The organism is Sandarakinorhabdus sp. DWP1-3-1, from assembly GCF_049896705.1.
Taxonomy (GTDB): Bacteria; Pseudomonadota; Alphaproteobacteria; order Sphingomonadales; family Sphingomonadaceae; genus Sandarakinorhabdus.
On sequence record NZ_JAFCUV010000001.1, the window covers coordinates 430,297 to 448,152 of the forward strand.

A 17,856-nucleotide genomic window follows, 5' to 3' on the forward strand; every position below is an offset into this window, starting at 1 on the left:
ATTATCACGCCCAAGGGATGATGAGCGTCCTGCGGTCCCAATTGGCGGCGGCATTGCGCGCCTGGGCATACATGCCCCGGATGATGGCATTTTCCGGATATAGTTCGATCATGTGGCCGAGCGTTGCCCTGGTATCGACATAGCAGATGGTCGCGCCGAAGGAGACGGTGAATTCACTGGCGACGGCGGCGCCGTCGGCGACCAGCCGGTCGCGGGTTGCTTCGTAATCCCGGCAGAAGATCGCGGCATGGTGCAGGCCCTGTCGGCCACGAGGATACATGTCGGTAAAGGCGCAGGGGCCGTCCGACAGGATCTGGACCAGCTCGATATTGAGATCCCCTGACTGGACGAAGACGCCCCGCATACGGATCGGCGCTGCGGGTTGGCCGCGATAGACGTGATTATCGAGCTCGCCGATGCCGCCGCCCACAAAGGGCCCGATGCCGAAGCGGCGGTGCATGGCCTCCACCGCCGCTTCGAGATCGTCGACCACATAGCAATTCTGGACGAACGCCAGCGGCAGGGCCGGGGCGTCCGGCATCACCGTCAGAAGGTAATGCCGAACGACGCGCCATAGGTCCGCGGCTCACGGCCCGAACCCGTCTTGAACAGGCCCGGCACGATGGTGTTCGCCGAGAGGCCGCGGATATCGAGCAGGTTGCGGACATAGAGGTTAAGGCGGGTCTTCACGCCGGCGATGACCGGCTCGAACGCCACGCTGGCGTCGAGCTGGTTGAGCGGCCGCGTTTGGCTGGCGAGACTGTTCTGTGTTGGCGCGTTGGGGTTGGGGTCGCCGGGATCTGGGGTGATCGCGGTATAGTAGCGCGCGATATGACGATAGTTCGCCGACAGGGTGACGTCGCCCAGCGACGTCTCGATCGCATAACTCGCGCTGGCCGAGGCGGTGAAGGACGGGTTGAAGGTCAGCGACAGGCCGGACAGGTCGATCGGCGCCAGCGTCAACGGGTTGAGCGTGTTGAACGAATCATAGTCCGATTTCAGGTACCCCGCCGAGGCATTGAGCGTCAGGCCGCGGACCGGGCGCGCGGTCACGTCGGCCTCGATGCCCTTGATCGTTGCCGAGGCGACGTTCGCAACGACGGTTTCGTTGGTGTTCGGCGAACCCGGCGGCGTGCGGCGGATGATGCCTTCCTGCTTGTTGTCATATTTCGTGTAGAAGCCGGCGACGTTGAACTGCACCGTGCGGTCGAACAGCTGGGTTTTCAGGCCCATTTCATAGCTGCTCACGGTTTCCGGATCATAGGCGGTCTGCGAAGTCGAAATTGACGTTGCGCGGCCGTTGAAGCCGCCGGCGCGATAGCCGCGCGAGAAGGAGGCATAGACCATCAGGTCGTCATTGGGCCTGAAATCCAGCGAGACTTTCGGGGTGAATTTGGACCAGCTCTGGTCCGCGGCGACGCTGAAGGCGCCGGGAAAGGTGTTGCTGAAGCTCTTTTCGTCCTTGGTATAGCGGCCGCCGAACGTGGCACGAAAACGCGGTGCGAAGGCCCAGTTCACATCGGCATAGGCGGCATAGGATTTGGACTCCTGCTCGGCGAACTGCTGCGCTGTGGCGCCGCCGAGGATGGGCCCCAGGAACGTCGTCTGGTGGTTCCTGTACTTGCTGTTGAAATAATAGAGGCCGGCGACGAAATCGAGACTTTCGCTGACCTTGCCGCCCAGGCGAAACTCTTGCGTGATCTGGCGATAATATTGGTCACGGATGGTTTCGTAGAACGGGATCGAGGTGCCGTCGAAATCCTGGCGGAACACTTCGTCGTTCTTGCGCCAGCCGGTTATCGACGTCAGCTTGAAATCGTCGGAGATGCTGTAGTTCATCTCGAGCGTCGCCGCGGGGGAGCGATAGGTCGTGAAGTTCGGGAACTGGGTATAGGTGGTGTAGAGCGAATCACGGTTGTCGAGATTGCACTGGTTGGCCGGCGCCACGAGGCAGACAAGGTCACCCGTGGTGCTTGACGCCGAATTGACCGTATGGGCGTTCTCGGTCTGCCGCTCGAGCGTCAGCAGGGCATCGAATGATGGCGACGGCGTGAACAATATGGCGGCGCCATAATTCCAGGACGAGCCACTGGGCTCGTCGCGATTGCGAGTGACGTTGCGGTAGAAGCCGTTGGTTTCGGCATGGAAGCCGAACAGCTTGACCCCGAGCACATCCTTGATGATCGGCACATTCAGCAGGCCGCGCGCCTGGAACACGCCATAGTTGGCGACAGTCAACTCGACCTTGCCGCCGAACTCCAGCGTCGGGCGCGAGCGGCGGATGTTGATGACGCCGCCGATGGTGTTGCGGCCGAACAGGGTGCCCTGCGGCCCGCGCAGCACCTCGATGCTGGCGATGTCGAAGAAGTCGAGCAGCTGGCCGGTATTGGTGCCGATGAAGACGCCGTCGATCAGCACGCCGACCGCCGGATCGAAGGATTTTTCGATATCGGCGAAGGAAATGCCGCGGATCGAAATGGCCGCCGCGCTGGGCCCGGCGCCGACCGGCTGGATCAGCACGTTGGGCGCCATGCCGGCGACGTCCTGGATGGTGCGGGCGTTGACCGCGGCGAGGGTGATCGGGGAGATGGCGGTTACCGAGACCGGCGTCGTCGACAGGGTTTCGGACCGCTGGCGCGCCGTCACGATGATTTCCGGCGCATCGCTGCTGCCGGTCTCCGCTGCCGTGATCTGCGGACTGGCCGCCGTCGATGGCTGTTGCGCCAGCGCTGGCGTTGCAAATGCCAGTGCTGCCGCCATGGCGACATGGCTGGTGTGGCCGATCAGCCCCCGATTTTGCATATCTGATCCTTCCCAACCCGCATTTCGCTGCGGTTGGGCCGAAAGTTCAGGTATTATGCAACGACTGTCAATATTGGCACATACGTCAGGTATCCCGTCCCGAAAGCCGTCGGGTTTGCATTGACGGTTGCCAGTGCCAAGAATACACAGGTGATCAAATTTGGGCCGCGGAGACCCCCCATGTCAGCCATGTCGAACCCCGAAATCGCGGCCGTCATCCGGCACAGCATCGCCCATGCCGCAAACAACACGATGGACCTTGCCGACGAGGTGCTGAAGGTTCCGGCCAGCAACTATACCGACCCGGCGCGGTTCAAGCAGGAGGTCGACGGTATCTTCAAGCGGCTGCCGCTGATGCTGGCGCCCACGGCGGAGCTGCCCAACTCCGGTGATTTCAAGACATTGGACGTGGCCGGCATCCCGGTTCTGCTGACCCGTGGCCAGGACGGTGTCGTGCGGTCGTTCATCAACAGCTGCACCCACCGCGGCACCAATGTCGCGACGGATGATACCGGTAATGCCCGGCGCTTCACCTGCCCCTATCATGGCTGGACATTCGGCCAGAACGGCGCGCTGCTGGCGGTGGCCTCGGCCGATGATTTCGGCGCGATCGACAAATCCTGCTATGGCCTGACGGCGCTGCCGGTCGCCGAGCGTGCCGGGCTCATTTTCGGCAGTGTCGATCCCCATTCGCCGATCGACATCGATACATTCCTGTCGGGCTATGACGCGCTGCTCGACCTGTTCAATTTCAAGGATTGGTACCTGTTTTCCAGCCGGCGGCTGCGCGGGCCGAACTGGAAAATCGCCTATGATGGCTATCTCGATTTCTACCACTTGCCGGTGCTGCACAAGAACACGCTGGCGAAGATGATGGAACTGGGCAACCGCGCGAATTTCCACGCCTGGGGACCGCACCAGCGGGTCGTGGCACCCGACCGGACGGCGCGGGCGCTCGGCGACACGAACGAGTCGGAATGGCGTGACGACCAGGTGCTGACCGGCGTCTGGACAATCTTTCCGTGTATTTCGATCGCCAGCTTCAACGGCGGCGGCCGCGGGGTGATGATTTCCCAGCTGTTGCCCGGCGACGTGGTCGGCGAATCCTGGACGCGGCAGATCTACCTGATGGAAAAGGCGCCGTCCGACGAGGAGACCATCAAGGGCGCCCATGCCCAGTTCGACATGCTCGAGACCGTGGTGCGCGACGAGGATTATGCCACCGGCCTGCGCCAGCAGCGCGCGCTCGATGCCGGAATGATGGATCATGTCCTGTTCGGGCGCAACGAGGGCGGCGCCCAGGCGTTCCATGGCTGGGTCGACCGCATCATTGCCGCCGATGACCAGCAACTGGGTCGCATGTTCGGCCTGCCGCAGGCCGAGGCTGCCGAGTGATGGATGCGACCACGGTCGCCAACTTGCGGCGACTGATGGATTATGAGGCGGCGCGGACGGCCCCGCCGCGGGATTTTCCCAGCCTGCCCGACCTGCCGGGCGGACGCTACACCGATCCGCGCTTTGCTGCGCTGGAAAAGGAACAACTGTGGCGGCGAAGCTGGCTGCTGGCGGGGCATCTCGACGAGCTGCCGCGGCCGGGCAGCTTCAAGCTGTGGGAGATGGCAGGGCAGCCGATCTTCCTGGTCCATGCCCGGACGGGCGAGATCAACGCCTTCTACAACACCTGCAGCCATCGCGGCGCCCCGGTGGTCACCGAGGAGAGTGGCCGAAGGGCGCGCTTCACCTGCAAATATCATGGCTGGGTCTATGATGACGAAGGCCGGCTGCAATCGATTCGCGACGCTGCCGATTTCGCCGATCTCGACTTCTCCTGTCGGTCGCTGCGCCGCGTCCGTTGCGAGCGGCATGGCAAGCTGCTCTTCGTCAACTTCGACGATGCGGCGCCGTCGCTGGCGGAATGGCTGGGGGTGATCGCCGACGAATTCGCCGAGTTCCGCTTCGATGCGACCCGGCTGGTCGACCATTATGTCTGGGACCTCGACTGCAACTGGAAGATCGCCATGGAAGCCAACATGGAGGTCTATCACGTCCCCAACATCCACCCGACGACGGTCGCGGTGGGGCTCGATCACCGCCGCAACGTCAACAGCTTTTACCGGCACGGCCATGGCCGGATGGTCGCGCCGGGCTGGGCCGACAAGGCGCCGGCGTCGGACTATCGCGCCGCTGCGGTCGCCGGCACGGCCCGTCCGGAGATTGCCGGCGTAGGCGAGATCGGTCGAACATGCACCCAGTCGTATAACCTGTTTCCGAACTGGGTGTCGCCATTGGGCCCGAGCGGCTATTTCATCCTCAATTTCTGGCCGAACGGCATCGACAAGTCGAAGCTGGAAGTCTGGTGGTTCGGGCCGGACTGGGGCGAGGGGCCACGCCCGGCCTATTGGGCAGATACGATCACTTACCTGAATTCCGTGCTGCGCGAGGATACCGAATTCGGCCGCTGGATCCAGAAATCGCAGGAATCCTGGGGTTTCCAGGGCGTGCCGTTGAGTTACCAGGAGGCGCGCATCTACCATTGGCACCAGGCCGCCGACGCGCTGATCGGGCCCGAGCGGATCCCGCCGGAGTTGCGCGTGGCGCCGGTGATCGGCGCCGACTGAATCATGCCTAACGACCCGCGGCTCGACGAGCTGGCGGCGCGGGCTGCGGCCTAGGCGGCTGTCTCAGGGCGTATTCGTCGACGCTCCATCGACGAAGATGCCATGGCCGCTCATGAAGCGGGCGTCGTCGGAACACAGGAACGCCGCCACATCGGCGATGTCGGCGGCTTTTCCCAATCGTTTCAACGCGGATTTCTCGCGCCAGAAGGCACCGCCGGGCTGCCCTGGGGCGAACAGCGCCTCGGTCATCGGGGTTTCGATGGCGCCGGGCTGGATGCAGTTGACCGTCGTGCCGAAGGGGCCGAGCGCGGCGGCCAGCGAGCGCGCCAGCCCGATGACGCCGTGCTTGGAGGCGACATAGGCGGCGAGTTCCGGGCTGCCGAAGCTGGCCATGACCGACGCGATCAGCACGACGCGGCCGTTGGGTACAGCCTCCAGGTCGGTTCGGGCGGCGCGCACCAGCCGCCAGACGGCTGTCAGGTTGACGGCAATGGTCGCATCCCAGTCGGCGTCGTCGTCGAGCGTCAGGGGCGTTGACCGGACGATGCCGGCAAAGGGCAGCACCGTATCGACGCCGCCGAGGCCGGCACGCGCCCCGGCGATGATCGCCTCCGATGCACCCGGCGCCGTGACGTCGATCTGCTGGTCGACATCGCCGGCGCGATCGACGGCCCAAACCGTGGCGCCATCGGCGCGCAGCCGTGCCGCCGTGGCCAGCCCAATGCCCGATCCGGCGCCGGTGATGACGGCGCGGCGACCCTTCAGCCGATCATTCATGGTGGATGCTCCTTTCGGCGGTTGTGCGGCGACAGGCAGTCCGCGGCAATCTAGCACGAATGATAGATTTAGATTGCTGCGTGCTCAGCTAGCCTCGCGCCAAGCTTTGGGAGACATCTGGTGACGATCATCATTGCGGGCACGCTGGATTTCGAACCCGACAAGGCGGAGCGCGCCATCGTCGAGGGCAAAGAGTTCATCGAGGCGTCGTTGCGCGAACCCGGTTGCCGCTATTACGCCTGGACGCTCGACCCGCTGATCCCGGGCCGGGTGTACGTCTTCGAGGAATGGGAGTCGCAGGCAGCGCTGGAGGGCCATTTCAACGACAGCAGCTATTGGGGCATGCGCGATCATCTCGGCAAATACGGCCTGCGGACGTCGAGCGTGAAGAAGTATCGCTTCGATGTGTCGGAGCAGGTCTATGACGACAAGGGCACGCCACGCGCCGACTTCTTCACCGGCGGCGCATCGTGAAGGGCTTTTCCGGGCCGATCGAGGACCGCATCGCCATCCGCGAGCGGATCGAAAGCTATAACGACGCCGTGTTCCGGCGCGATGCCGACGACTGGGCCGAATGCTGGGCGGAGGACGCCGAATGGCAGGTCGGGGACAATGCCGCCAGCGGCCGCGCCGCCATTCGCGAACTCTGGCTGAAGCTGATGGGCGGGCTCGATGCGGCGGCGATGTACGTCAACCATGGCGCGGTGGCGGTCGACGGCGATCGCGCCGACGCGCGCTGCTATATGCTCGAACTGCTGAAGCGGCCGGATGGTAGCCAGGTGATTGTCTCGGGACGCTATGACGACAAGCTGCGGCGCGACGGGGACGGCCAGTGGCGGTTCGTGACGCGGAGCTACACGGTGCTGCAGGTGAAGCCTTAGGCCTCGCCCATTCCTGTCACCCCGGCAGGCCGGGGCCCATTAACCACGATCTCTGTCGCCGTGGCGTACGCGTGCCGAGCGCGCCGGGGCTTGTGGTCTATGGGCCCCGGCCTACGCCGGGGTGACGGGCTCGATGGCTCACGCCCGTCGCCAGATCGGCCCGCGCTGCTTGACGAGATCGAGCATCCCGTTGGTGACGTACTCAGGTGTTGCATCGGCATCGTAAGTTCGGCGTTCCGGGCCCCGATAGCCGAGGATCGCCTGCACCGGCGGTGCCGTGTAGTATATCGATGCCGCCGCCAGCCCCAGCGCCGCCCAGGCTGAGCGGTCGTCCGCTTGCAGCGACACGATTGCTGCATCGACGCCATCGCGGTGGACGACGCCGATCCCGCGCATGATGTCGCCGCGCAGGTCGGGACGGCTGTTCAGTGCCGTTGCCATCCCCTGTTCCAGGTCGGCGACATCGCCGATCGCGGGCATGGTGTCGGTCGCCGGGATAAGTCGGGCGGCGAGGGCGGCGAATGCCTTGCCGATATCGGCGTCGGTCATGCCGCCACCCGCTGGTCGCGCCGCGCCGCGATCACCGCCTCGGTACAGCGCAGCGCGTTGGCGAGGATCGTCGCGGTCGGGTTGACCCCGCTCGAGGTGACGAAGGTGCCGCCGTCGAAGATGTAGAGATTGGGCACGTCGTGGCTGCGGCCGAGACTGTCAACGACCGAGGCTTCGGCGTCGGTGCCCATCCGCGTCGTGCCGAGCAGATGCCCGCCGGCTTCCTTGATGATCGGCACCGGGATCGTCATCACCGCACCCGCCGCCTGCATGCTTTCGGTGGCGCGGGCGATCTGGAAGGCCGCCTGGTCATGGGTGTTCCGGCCGATGGTGTAGGTGACTTTTACCGCCGGCAGCCCGTCGGAATCGGTCAGTGTATCGTCGAGTTCGATACGGTTGGCGTCGTCGGGTAGGTCCTCGTTGATGATCGACCACAGTACCGATTTACCCAGCGTTGCGGCGACGGCGGCGTGGGCCGCGGCGCCCCAGCCGGTCTCGAAGGGCGCACCGGCGAGGCCAGGGTGGGCGCCCATCGGGCCGCCTGTCGGCATCAGGCTCCATTTGCCGCCCCGGACAAACCCGCGCGACGCGTCGGTTTCATAGAATTCCATGCTCTGGATCATGTGGCCGGCGGGGCCGAGCCAGCCTTCGACGCTTTCTGGAAACACGCCGATGACCGCCGACAGTGGATGCAGCATCAGGCCACGACCGACGAGGCCGGAGCGGTTGGCGAGGCCGTCGGGAAAGCGCTTGGACTTCGACTGCAGCAACAGACGCGCCGTGCCGACGCCATTGGCGCACATCACGACGATGACGGCGTCGATGACATGGCTTTCGCCGCCGCGGTCGATATAGCGGGCACCGGTGGCGAGGCCATTGTCGTTGACGAGCACCTCGCTGACCCGGGCACCGGTCTTGAGGATCGCGCCGTCCTTCAGCGCCGCCGGCCAGTAGACGAGGTCGACCGAAGCCTTGGAGCCTTCCGAACAGCCGCCGACGCAGGTGCCGAGCCGGGCGCAGGGGTTGAGGTTGCCCCAGGATTTGGACGGGATGGCGTTGCTGCCGGGCCACCAGTGCCAACCGAGCTGGTTCATTGCCACGGCCATGCGGGTACCGGCAACCCCGATGGGCAGCGGCGGCAAGGGGTAGGCAGGCTGTTCCGGATAGGCCGGGTCGCCGGCGAGTCCCGACACGCCGACATCATGGTCAACGCGGTCATAGAACGGTGCCAGCATGTCGTAATCGATCGGCCAGTCGGCGGCGACGCCGTCCAGCGTGCGGACGCGAAAGTCGGATGGCTTCATGCGGTGCCATTGCGCGCCCCACAGGATGGTGGAGCCACCGACGCCGTTGAACATCACCGGGTAGACTTCGGCGTCGCTGACCTCGAGAGGGTAGTCAGCCTCCCATTGGCGCACATTCGGGCTGAAATGCCAGCGCTGGCGGCGTTGCAGCTCCCAGTCAGGCTTGGCGCCGGGATAGTCACCGGGCCGCACCCATTCGCCCTGTTCGAGGCAGGTCACCGACATGCCGGCCGCGGCGAAATAGCGGGCGGCCAGTGCCCCGGAGGCGCCGGCGCCAATGATCAGCACGTCGCAGGATTGGCGGCTCATGCGGCAGCTCCGGTCTGGCGGGCGAGGAAGCCGCGGGTGGCACGGGCGAGCGCGGCGGCGCGTTCGTTGGGGTCGGGGAAACCGTCGCGCAGCGCCTTCGATCGCAGTTCAATGCTGAGCGGCAGGGCGGTGGGCAGCGCCGACAGCAAGGCACCCAGTGGCAAGATACCTTCGCCGGGCAACAGTCGCCCATCGATCGCCTCGGTGATCACCGCCTTTGCGTCGGCGAGATCATAGTCCAGGGGGCCGGCGTCGCAGAATTGCGCATAGGCGAGCAGGTGGCGGGGCAAGGCGGCGACATGCGCCGGGGTGCCGCCCGATCGCGCCAGATGGATGGGGTCGACCAGCAGCGCCGCCGCCGGGTGATCGACCTGCGCCAGGATCGCGCTCGCCTGGCCGATGGTCTTCACGGCCGTGAAGATGCCGAATTCGAGTGCGATGCGGATATCGCTGCCGGCGTGCGCGCAGAGGGCCGCGAACTTGGCGGCGGTGCCGGCGTCGTCGGGATCGGAACTGACGACGAGAACATTGGCCGCGCCGATGGTGCGGCCGATGTCGATGATGCCGAGGTGCCGCTCCTCCAATGGCCCCGGTTGCAGCCAGACGACCTCGACATCGAGGACAGGTAGTGGCGAATCAGCCAGGATGGCGCGGACGTCGGTGGTCGTTGCCGGTGTCCATGCATCGGGATCCACCCACAAACCGACCGCATCGTAACCGGCAGCGATCGCGGCGCGGGCCGTGACTTGGGGGCTGAACTCGGGCAGGACGCCCGATGCCAGCGCGATGGTATTGGTCAGCGGCATGTCGCTGCTCCTGCCTTTAAACGGCACAGCGCAGCGGCTCTGCAGCGCCCTTTGGGGTATCGGCCGATCATGTTTTCGGGGCCACCTTGTCGATTTGATAGCCTGACGGAATAGCCTAATTGCACAGGGTTGCATAATTGGGCGCGGGGAGGCACCAATCCCGCATGAGAAACAGCAATCGCCAATGGACCATCGCCGCCAGGCCCGTCGGGCGTGACGTCGTCGAGAGTGATTTTGCACTCGTCGAAGGTCCGACCCGGCCGCCGGGGCCGGGCGAAGTCGTCGTCAAGGTCGACCTGCTCGGCTTTGATCCGGCGCTGAAGGGCTGGATGGAGAATATCGGCGGCTATGTGGCGCCGACGTCGATCGGCGACGTCATGCGCGGCAGCGGCATCGGCACGGTCATCGACCCGGGCGACAGCGGCCTCGGCATGGGTACGACCGTCATTGGTCCGCTCGGCTGGCAGGATTTTTCGACGCTGCCGGCGGGGCAACTGCGCACGCTGGAGAACGACGGCCAGCTCTCGGCGCATCTTGGCGTGCTCGGCACCACCGGGCTGACGGCGTTCTGTGGTCTGGAGCGGGTGGGCAAGCCGTTCCCCGGCGACACGCTGGTCATCACCGGCGCGGCCGGCGCGGTCGGGTCGGTCGTCGGCCAGATCGGCCAGATCGGCGGCTGCCGGGTCATCGGCGTCGCCGGCGGGCCCGACAAGTGCCGGATGCTGACCGAGGAACTCGGCTTCGACGCGGCCATCGACTACAAGGAGGGGCCGCTGGGTGACCGGCTGCGCGAGCTGGTACCCGAGGGTATCGACGTGCTGTGGGACAATGTCGGCGGCACAATGCTCGACACGCTGCTGGGCAAGCTGGCGCTGAAGGCGCGGGTGGTGATCTGCGGCGGCATCTCACGGTCGAAGACTGGCGGCATGCCGGTGGGCCCATCCAATTACTTCAACCTCGTCTTCCGCCGCGCGACGATGGAAGGCTTCATCCTCAACGATTACGAGGCCGATTACGATCGCGCCCGCCAGCGGCTGAAATCCTGGCTGGCCGACGGCCGACTGCAATCGCGCGAGGATGTCCAGGCCGGCCTGGAGAATGCGCCGCGCACGCTGATGCGGCTGTTCGAAGGCGCCAACACCGGCAAGCAGTTGCTGCGCGTCGGCGATTGAGAAGGGCAGGACCATGGCCATCTATATCCAGTCGACCCTTGAGCTCAGGCCCGGCGACATGACCCGCTTCAACGCGGTGATGTGTGACCTGGTCAGCATCGTGGAGGCGGCCGGCTGGACGCTGGTAACGGCGGTGTCCCAGATCAGCGGCCGGCTGCACACGGCCATCGACCTGTGGCTGGTCGATGACATGAACCATTACATGACGGGGGTTGCGGCGCTCAGGGCCGACCCGCGCTTCGACGATATCGCCAAGGTGCTGGCCGAGACGATCGAGCGCGAAACGCTGGTCTTTGGCGTCCGCGCCCCATGGGTCCCGGAAGGACGCTAGTCGAAAGGAAAGCCTGCCATGTCGACAGTCACGCCGACGAGAACCATTGCCGTCATCGGCGCCAGCGGCCGCCAGGGCGGAGCGCAGGTTCGGCAGGCCGCCGCCGCGGGCTTCCACGTCCGCGCCCTGTCGCGCAGCCCCGACCCCTTCTACGGCCAGGAGCCACCCGAGAATGTCGAGGTCGTGGCGGCGGACCTGTACGACGAGGCCTCGCTCGTCCGCGCCTTCGAGGGTGCCGATGCCGTGTTCCACACCCACCCGCTGCGCGCCCGCCAGGACCGCGCCGTGCTGGTCGGCAGCGTCGGCCGCGCGGCGAAGGCCGCCGGCGTCAAGCGCGTCGTCTGGAACACATCGAGCTGGATTCCCGATCGGCCGGGCGACCCGCACACCTATGCCGGCAACACCGCCGGCATCAACGAGCTGTGGCGGTCGGGTGTCGGCGGTACGGTCTTTGGCTCGGTGCTGTTCATGGACAATATGCTGACCAATTGGGCGCGTCCGTCGATCGTCAACGAAGGCAAGTTTATCTACGCCCACCGACCTGACCTATGGGCCAACTGGATCAGCCTCGACGATGTGGCGCGCATCATGATCCATTCCCTCGACCGGCCGGACATGGAGGGCGCGTGGATGAACATCGGTGGGCCGGAGCGGCTGCAGCCCGGCGATGTCGCCAGGGCGCTGTCGGGGGCGCTGGGCCGCGACATCGAATATGTCGCCTGCACGCCGGCGGAATTCGGCAAGCGGCTCGCCTATGCCTATGGCGACGAGATGGGGCCGGCCGAGCGCGCCGCGATCGAAACGTCGATCGGTGCCTTTTACGAGTATAACAACACGGCGCCGACGCGGCCGTTCGAGGTCGATACCGACGCGATGCTGGAGCGGATTCCGATCGAGCTGGAAACCGTCGCGACCTGGGCGAAACGGCAGGACTGGAGCAACAGCAACGCGCCGCGGCCGCCGGCAGGGTGACGATTCCGGCCGTGGATGCGACGGGTCGAACCGAGCAGCCTTGGCAAGATTGCAGATTGTGTTATTTTTAGGGGAACAGGCGTCGCGCCGCCCTCCCGGAGACCGAGAATGAACATCGCCGTCAAGACCTTCCGTCCCGACCGGCACCCGGCCGACACCTATGAAGAGATACTGGAGCGCGACACCCGGCCGGTCCCCGACCATCTGCGCGAGGGGCCGGTACCCGATATCGGCACCGAGCCCGTCAAGATCGATCGTTACATCGATCCGGCGTTCGCGCGCGCCGAGGAAAAGCACCTGTGGCCGCACATCTGGCAGATGGCTTGCCGCGAGGAGGAGATCCCAAACCCCGGCGACGTGACCATCTATGAAGTCGCCGGCAAGTCGCTGCTGGTGACCCGCCAGGCCGATGGCGGCATCCGCGCCTTTCACAACAGCTGCCTGCACCGTGCCCGCAAGCTGGCGACGCTGCCGGGCTGCAAGAACGAGTTCCGCTGCCCCTATCACGGCATCGCCTGGAACACCGACGGCAGCTTCAAGGACAACCCGATCGCCTGGGATTTCCCGCAATGGGAGGGCAAGGACGTGTCGCTGCCCGAGGCGCTGGTCGACACTTGGGGCGGTTTTGTCTTCATCAATTTCGACCGTTCGGCGCCGCCGCTCGCCAGCGTTCTCGACCCGCTGCAGGAGCATTTCGAGCGTTATGACCTCGAGAATTGCTACATCGACTTCCACATCCAGAAGCTGGTGCCGTGCAACTGGAAGGCGGCGGCCGAGGCCTTCATGGAAAGCCATCATGCGCTGACCACCCACCCGCAGCTGCTGCCCTATCTCGCCGATGTGAACAGCCAGTATGACGTGCTGTCGGATCATGTGACGCGGCAGTTCACGGCGCAGATGGTGCCGAGCCCCTATGTGACCCGCGAATATACCCAGCAGGAAATCATGCAGGCGATGATGGGCGTCGGCTCGCGGTCGCGTGCTGCGGTCGAGGGACCGGCTGACGACATCCAGATACCGGACGGTGTCAGCGCCCGCGCCTTTGTCGCCGACATGTCGCGCAAGACGATCGGCGACGAGGATGGCCATGACTATTCGGCGGCATCGGATGCCGAGATGGTCGATGCGCTGCTGTACAATGTCTTCCCGAACATGAGCTTTTGGGCCGGCTACATGCCCAAGCTGTTCTATCGCTGGCGGCCGAACGGCAACGACCACGACACTTCGATCATGGACATCTACCTGCTGAAGCGGGTGCCCAAGGGCGGGGCGCGGCCAAAGCCGGCGCCGGTGTTTGAAATCGGCCTGGAGGAAAGCGTCCTCGAAATGGGCCCGCACGCCGGCATGTCGGTGGGCCTGGCCGCGGTGTTCGAGCAGGACATGGCCAACCTGCCGCATGTGCAGAGCGGTATGAAGGCATCGGAGATCGGCGTGCTCAACTTCGGTCGTTATGCCGAAATGCGCATCCGGCTGATGCACCAGATGATCGATCGCTACATGGCGCGCAGCATGGCGGCGGCGGCGTCCTGAGCGGGCGTCGCTGATGGCGACCTTTTTCCCGATGCGAGGACGCCATGGATAGTCTGGTCACGCCCAAGCTTGCGCCGGTCGAATACGAGACCGATGTGCCCGTCGATTATCGCGCCGAAGGGCCGGTGGCGTGGATCACCATGAACCGGCCGCGCTATCACAATGCCCAGAACGGCCAGATGACCTATGCCATCGATGCCGCCCTGTCCCGCGCCGCCGCCGATGATGCCATCAAGGTCATCGTCTTCGGAGGTGCGGGCAAGAATTTTTCCGCCGGGCACGACATCGGTACGCCCGGACAGGACCATCATGTCGGCGGGGAGCGCCGGACCCTGTGGTACGACCATACCAACAAGCCCGGCGCCGAATATAACTACGCCCGCGAGCAGGAGATTTATCTCGGGCTCTGCCGGCGCTGGCGTGACCTGCCCAAGCCGACGATCGCCATGGTGCAGGGCGCCTGCATCGCCGGCGGGCTGATGCTGGCCTGGGTGTGCGACCTGATCGTCGCCAGCGACGACGCCTTTTTCCAGGATCCGGTGGTGATGATGGGGATCCCGGGGGTCGAATATTTCGCCCATGCCTATGAACTGCCGCCGCGCGTCGCCAAGGAAATGCTGATGCTGGGCAACCGCATGACCGCGCAGCGGGCCTATGACCTCGGCATGGTCAACCAGGTGGTGCCGCGCGACGCGCTGGCGGCCGAGGTGCGCGCCATGGCGCTGCGCATCGCCGAACGTCCGCGGCTGGCGCTGGCGCTGACCAAGCAGGCGGTCAACCATGTCGAGGATCTGGCCGGCAAGCGCAGCGCCATGGATGCGGTATTCCACATGCACCATTTCGCCCATGCCCAGAACAGCCTGGTCGACAGCGGGCGGGTTAGCATCAAGGCGATGGCCGCCACCAACGCGGACGCGGGCTGAGCGCGTGGCCAGTGGCGACGTCCTGCCGCGCGTTGCCGTCCCCGCCGCAGGCATCCGTGGCAATGCCTATATCTGGTACGTCGCCGGCTTCCTGACCGCGCTTGCGACCCTGTCGATCGTGGATCGGCAGATCCTGGCGCTCATGATCGGGCCGGTGAAGCGCGACCTGGGCGTCAGCGACACGATGATGGGGCTGCTCGGCGGGCTGGCGTTCACCTTGTTCTACACGCTGCTGACGTTGCCGATGGCGCATCTGGCCGACAAGGGCTCGCGGCGGCGGATCATCGCCTGTGGCGTGCTGTTCTGGAGCGTGGCGACGGTCGCCTGCGGGCTGGCCGGTCGCTACAGCGAGCTGTTCTTTGCCCGCATGTGCGTCGGCATCGGCGAGGCGACGCTGACACCCGCCGCGGTCTCGATGATGTCGGACACGTTCGACCGGGCGCGGCTGCCGCTGGCGCTCGGCATCTTCTCGGCCGCGCCCTTCATCGGGGTTGGGCTGGCCAACATTCTCGGCGGCAGCGTTGTCCAGCAACTGGAGGCGATGCCGGCCGTCGTGCTGCCGCTGCTCGGCGAGGTGCGGTCGTGGCAGGCGATGTTCATCATCGTCGGGCTGCCGGGGGTGTTGTTCGCGCTGCTGATGACGACGATCCGCGAGCCGATGCGGCGCGGCGCTGCCACCCTTGATGCGCCGGCCATCGATTTTCGCGGCATGATGCGGTTCTTCGCCGGGCGCCGCCGGTTCCTGACGCTGCATTTCATCGCCTATACGGCGCTGGCGATGCAGGGCTGGGCGGTATTCTACTGGCTGGTCGAGTTCTTCATCCGCGAACATGGCGCGACGCGGGCACAGGTCGGCGTCACCTATGGCGTGATTGCGCTGGTGTTCGGCACCACCGGCAGCGTCGTCGCGGGGCTGTTGTCGGCGCGGATGATGCGGTCCGGGCGGCGCGAGGCGACGTTGCAACTGGTGCTGGCGGCGTCCTTGCTGCTGATTCCGGTCGGCATCGCGGCACCGCTGGTCGATGGCTATTGGCCGGCGATGGCGCTGTTCGCGGTCGCCACCTTCTTCATGGGCTGGCCGACGGGCCTGGGCACCGCGGCGCTGCAGTTCATCGTGCCCAACGAGCTGCGCGGGCGCATCATCGCCTTCTACCTCGTCGTCGTGAACTTCCTCAGCTACGCACTGGGGCCGTTGCTCGGCGGTCTGGTCAGTGACCAGGTCTTTGGCGGGGAATCGCTCGGCGCGACCCTCGCGCTGATGGCGGCGGTCAATTATCCCATCGGTGCGCTGTGCGTGTGGCTCAGCCTGCCGCATTTCCGCAGCGCGCTGACCCTGGCGGAAAGCTGGCAACACCGGACATGACCGACACACAATCCTTTGCGCTGGTGGACGATCGCCAGCAACTCGACTGGCCCGATCTCGATTCGGTTGTCGTGCGCGGCACCAACGCGCTGCTGGCGGCGCAGCCGGGGGCCCGGGTGGCGGTGTTCGCACAGAATGCCGTCGAGACGGTGCTGGCCTATCTCTGTGCCCTCCACGCCGGCATCGCCAGCGTGCCGGTCAACTTCCACCTGAACGCCGAGGAGCTGGCCTATATCCTCGCCGACAGCGGCGCCGGCATCCTGTTCGTCGGGCCGGAAACTGCCGCCACCGGGGTGAAAGCGGCCGAAATCGCCGGGTTGAAACGCGTCATCGGCTGGCGCTGCGATGGCATCGCCGGGGTCGAATCCTGGGAGGACTGGCTGACCACGGCGAGCACCGCGCCGCCGCCGACCGACATGCCGGCGCGGCCGCACCTCCACTATACCTCCGGCACCACAGGCCGACCCAAGGGCGCCGAGACGCCGCCCAACATGTTCCCGCGCGTCGCCGACGTGGGCGCCCTTCTGCAGGCGCTCCAGGGTGCCGTGGCGGCCGGCGTGCCGGGGCCGGCGATCCTCGTCGGGCCGCTGTACCATACCGGGCCGCTGGGTTCGGTACGCCAGCTCGCCGGCGGGCGGCCGCTGGTGGTCATTCCGAAATTCGATGCCGAGGCCATATTGGTCGCCATCGACCGCTGGAAAGTCGCGACATCGGTCATGGTGCCGACGCATTTCCAGCGGCTGCTGGCGCTGCCGGCGGAGGTTCGCGCCCGCTATGACATGTCGAGCCTGAAGCTTGTGTCCCACACCGGCGCCGCCTGCCCGATGAAGGCCAAGCGCGCGATGATCGAATGGTGGGGGCCGGTGCTGACCGAGGCCTATGGCGCCACCGAGGCGGGCACCACCAACATGATCAATTCGGTCGAATGGCTGGCGAAACCGGGCTCGGTCGGCAAGGCTGTGCCGCCCTTCGAGATGGTGGTGATCGGCGAGGACGGCAGCCGGCGCGGCCCCGGCGAGATCGGGCAACTGTATTTCCGCGACCCCACCGGCCGCGGCATCGTATATCACAACGACCCCGAAAAGACCGCGGCGGCGCATATCGAGCCGGGGGTCTTTACCCTGGGCGAGGTCGGCTATGTCGATGCCGACGGCTATGTCTTCATCACCGACCGGGTGTCGGACATGATCGTGTCGGGTGGCGTCAACATCTACCCGGCCGAGATCGAACAGGTGCTGATCGGCCATCCCGATATCGAGGATGTCGCCGTCATCGGCGTGCCGGATACGGAGATGGGCGAGGCGGTAAAGGCGCTGGTGGTGGCCAGGCCCGGGGCCGCGCCCGATGCCGCAGCCCTTGCCCGCTACGCCCGCGAACGCATGGCCGGCTACAAGACGCCGCGGTCGTACGACATCGTCGCCGACATCGGCCGCAACGCCATGGGCAAGGTCAACAAGCGCGAACTGCGCAAGCCCTATTGGCCGTCGGATCGCACCATCGGTGGCTAGGAATGGCGGCG

The 17,856-nt window shown here is 65.8% G+C and carries 17 protein-coding genes; 11 read left to right on the forward strand and 6 right to left on the reverse strand.

Annotated elements, in window-relative coordinates:
* Positions 1-4 precede the first annotated feature (4 nt).
* Positions 5-541 carry a VOC family protein gene (locus ACP7AI_RS02040; RefSeq protein ID WP_426163521.1) on the reverse strand — a complete coding sequence of 179 codons (537 nt, stop codon included), beginning with the start codon at positions 539-541 and terminating at the stop codon, positions 5-7.
* A gap of 5 nt (positions 542-546) precedes the next feature.
* A complete protein-coding gene (locus ACP7AI_RS02045) occupies positions 547-2,802 on the reverse strand; it encodes a TonB-dependent receptor (RefSeq protein WP_426163523.1) in 2,256 nt (751 codons plus the stop codon).
* 180 nt (positions 2,803-2,982) lie between these two features.
* Here ACP7AI_RS02045 and ACP7AI_RS02050 point away from each other — a divergent pair, with 180 nt between their 5' ends.
* Together ACP7AI_RS02050 and ACP7AI_RS02055 are read left to right on the forward strand one after the other, a co-directional pair.
* Positions 2,983-4,197, forward strand: a complete 1,215-nt coding sequence (locus tag ACP7AI_RS02050) for an aromatic ring-hydroxylating oxygenase subunit alpha (protein ID WP_426163525.1) — start codon at positions 2,983-2,985, stop codon at positions 4,195-4,197.
* Positions 4,197-5,420 (forward strand): aromatic ring-hydroxylating oxygenase subunit alpha, encoded by a 1,224-nt coding sequence (locus tag ACP7AI_RS02055; RefSeq protein ID WP_426163527.1) that lies wholly within the window; start codon positions 4,197-4,199, stop codon positions 5,418-5,420. The genes ACP7AI_RS02050 and ACP7AI_RS02055 overlap by 1 nt, the downstream gene beginning before the upstream one ends.
* 63 nt (positions 5,421-5,483) lie before the next feature.
* On the opposite strand, the gene ACP7AI_RS02060 is transcribed toward ACP7AI_RS02055, so the two are convergent.
* Complete coding sequence (locus tag ACP7AI_RS02060) at positions 5,484-6,197, reverse strand: SDR family NAD(P)-dependent oxidoreductase (RefSeq protein WP_426163529.1); 714 nt, start codon at positions 6,195-6,197, stop codon at positions 5,484-5,486.
* Between the two features lie 120 nt (positions 6,198-6,317).
* On the opposite strand from ACP7AI_RS02060, the gene ACP7AI_RS02065 reads away from it, so the two are divergent.
* Together ACP7AI_RS02065 and ACP7AI_RS02070 are read left to right on the forward strand one after the other, a co-directional pair.
* A complete protein-coding gene (locus tag ACP7AI_RS02065; RefSeq protein ID WP_426163531.1) occupies positions 6,318-6,671 on the forward strand; it encodes a putative quinol monooxygenase in 354 nt (117 codons plus the stop codon).
* Positions 6,668-7,078, forward strand: a complete 411-nt coding sequence (locus ACP7AI_RS02070) for a nuclear transport factor 2 family protein (protein ID WP_426163533.1) — start codon at positions 6,668-6,670, stop codon at positions 7,076-7,078. Before ACP7AI_RS02065 ends, ACP7AI_RS02070 begins: the two co-directional genes overlap by 4 nt.
* A 138-nt stretch (positions 7,079-7,216) precedes the next feature.
* Here the strand turns inward: ACP7AI_RS02070 and ACP7AI_RS02075 are convergent, their stop codons facing one another.
* Genes ACP7AI_RS02075 through ACP7AI_RS02085 form a run of 3 tightly spaced genes read right to left on the reverse strand, consistent with a single transcriptional unit; the run spans position 7,217 to position 10,046 of the window.
* On the reverse strand, positions 7,217-7,627 hold the full coding sequence (locus tag ACP7AI_RS02075) for a hypothetical protein (protein ID WP_426163535.1): 411 nt from the start codon (positions 7,625-7,627) through the stop codon (positions 7,217-7,219).
* The gene (locus tag ACP7AI_RS02080; protein WP_426163537.1) at positions 7,624-9,240 is read right to left on the reverse strand and encodes a GMC oxidoreductase; all 1,617 of its coding nucleotides are present in this window, start codon (positions 9,238-9,240) and stop codon (positions 7,624-7,626) included. Before ACP7AI_RS02080 ends, ACP7AI_RS02075 begins: the two co-directional genes overlap by 4 nt.
* Positions 9,237-10,046 carry a sugar phosphate isomerase/epimerase family protein gene (locus ACP7AI_RS02085; RefSeq protein ID WP_426163539.1) on the reverse strand — a complete coding sequence of 270 codons (810 nt, stop codon included), beginning with the start codon at positions 10,044-10,046 and terminating at the stop codon, positions 9,237-9,239. The genes ACP7AI_RS02080 and ACP7AI_RS02085 overlap by 4 nt, the downstream gene beginning before the upstream one ends.
* Before the next feature lie 164 nt (positions 10,047-10,210).
* Here ACP7AI_RS02085 and ACP7AI_RS02090 point away from each other — a divergent pair, with 164 nt between their 5' ends.
* The 7 genes from ACP7AI_RS02090 (at position 10,211) to ACP7AI_RS02120 (ending at position 17,845) form a co-directional block, all read left to right on the forward strand.
* Positions 10,211-11,218, forward strand: a complete 1,008-nt coding sequence (locus ACP7AI_RS02090) for an NADP-dependent oxidoreductase (protein WP_426163541.1) — start codon at positions 10,211-10,213, stop codon at positions 11,216-11,218.
* Positions 11,219-11,231: 13 nt separating this feature from the next.
* Positions 11,232-11,549: an NIPSNAP family protein gene (locus ACP7AI_RS02095; protein ID WP_426163543.1), complete on the forward strand. Its 318-nt coding sequence runs from the start codon at positions 11,232-11,234 to the stop codon at positions 11,547-11,549.
* An 18-nt stretch (positions 11,550-11,567) separates the two neighbouring features.
* The gene (locus ACP7AI_RS02100) at positions 11,568-12,521 is read left to right on the forward strand and encodes an SDR family oxidoreductase (RefSeq protein WP_426163545.1); all 954 of its coding nucleotides are present in this window, start codon (positions 11,568-11,570) and stop codon (positions 12,519-12,521) included.
* 108 nt (positions 12,522-12,629) lie between these two features.
* Entirely contained in the window at positions 12,630-14,051 is a 1,422-nt protein-coding gene (locus tag ACP7AI_RS02105) for an aromatic ring-hydroxylating oxygenase subunit alpha (RefSeq protein ID WP_426163547.1), read from the forward strand.
* Positions 14,052-14,095: 44 nt separating this feature from the next.
* On the forward strand, positions 14,096-14,974 hold the full coding sequence (locus ACP7AI_RS02110; RefSeq protein WP_426163549.1) for an enoyl-CoA hydratase: 879 nt from the start codon (positions 14,096-14,098) through the stop codon (positions 14,972-14,974).
* Between the two features lie 4 nt (positions 14,975-14,978).
* Positions 14,979-16,337, forward strand: a complete 1,359-nt coding sequence (locus ACP7AI_RS02115) for an MFS transporter (protein WP_426163551.1) — start codon at positions 14,979-14,981, stop codon at positions 16,335-16,337.
* Entirely contained in the window at positions 16,334-17,845 is a 1,512-nt protein-coding gene (locus ACP7AI_RS02120; protein ID WP_426163553.1) for an AMP-binding protein, read from the forward strand. The genes ACP7AI_RS02115 and ACP7AI_RS02120 overlap by 4 nt, the downstream gene beginning before the upstream one ends.
* Positions 17,846-17,856: the final 11 nt, after the last annotated feature.

Excerpts from the sequence above, each read along its gene's own strand:
- ACP7AI_RS02040 (WP_426163521.1), bottom strand. The coding sequence starts at position 541 with ATGCCGGACGCCCCGGCCCTGCCGCTGGCGTTCGTCCAGAATTGCTAT.
- ACP7AI_RS02045 (WP_426163523.1), bottom strand. The coding sequence starts at position 2,802 with ATGCAAAATCGGGGGCTGATCGGCCACACCAGCCATGTCGCCATGGCG.
- ACP7AI_RS02050 (WP_426163525.1), top strand. The coding sequence starts at position 2,983 with ATGTCAGCCATGTCGAACCCCGAAATCGCGGCCGTCATCCGGCACAGC.
- ACP7AI_RS02055 (WP_426163527.1), top strand. The coding sequence starts at position 4,197 with ATGGATGCGACCACGGTCGCCAACTTGCGGCGACTGATGGATTATGAG.
- ACP7AI_RS02060 (WP_426163529.1), bottom strand. The coding sequence starts at position 6,197 with ATGAATGATCGGCTGAAGGGTCGCCGCGCCGTCATCACCGGCGCCGGA.
- ACP7AI_RS02075 (WP_426163535.1), bottom strand. The coding sequence starts at position 7,627 with ATGACCGACGCCGATATCGGCAAGGCATTCGCCGCCCTCGCCGCCCGA.
- ACP7AI_RS02080 (WP_426163537.1), bottom strand. The coding sequence starts at position 9,240 with ATGAGCCGCCAATCCTGCGACGTGCTGATCATTGGCGCCGGCGCCTCC.
- ACP7AI_RS02085 (WP_426163539.1), bottom strand. The coding sequence starts at position 10,046 with ATGCCGCTGACCAATACCATCGCGCTGGCATCGGGCGTCCTGCCCGAG.
- ACP7AI_RS02090 (WP_426163541.1), top strand. The coding sequence starts at position 10,211 with ATGAGAAACAGCAATCGCCAATGGACCATCGCCGCCAGGCCCGTCGGG.
- ACP7AI_RS02095 (WP_426163543.1), top strand. The coding sequence starts at position 11,232 with ATGGCCATCTATATCCAGTCGACCCTTGAGCTCAGGCCCGGCGACATG.
- ACP7AI_RS02100 (WP_426163545.1), top strand. The coding sequence starts at position 11,568 with ATGTCGACAGTCACGCCGACGAGAACCATTGCCGTCATCGGCGCCAGC.
- ACP7AI_RS02105 (WP_426163547.1), top strand. The coding sequence starts at position 12,630 with ATGAACATCGCCGTCAAGACCTTCCGTCCCGACCGGCACCCGGCCGAC.
- ACP7AI_RS02110 (WP_426163549.1), top strand. The coding sequence starts at position 14,096 with ATGGATAGTCTGGTCACGCCCAAGCTTGCGCCGGTCGAATACGAGACC.
- ACP7AI_RS02120 (WP_426163553.1), top strand. The coding sequence starts at position 16,334 with ATGACCGACACACAATCCTTTGCGCTGGTGGACGATCGCCAGCAACTC.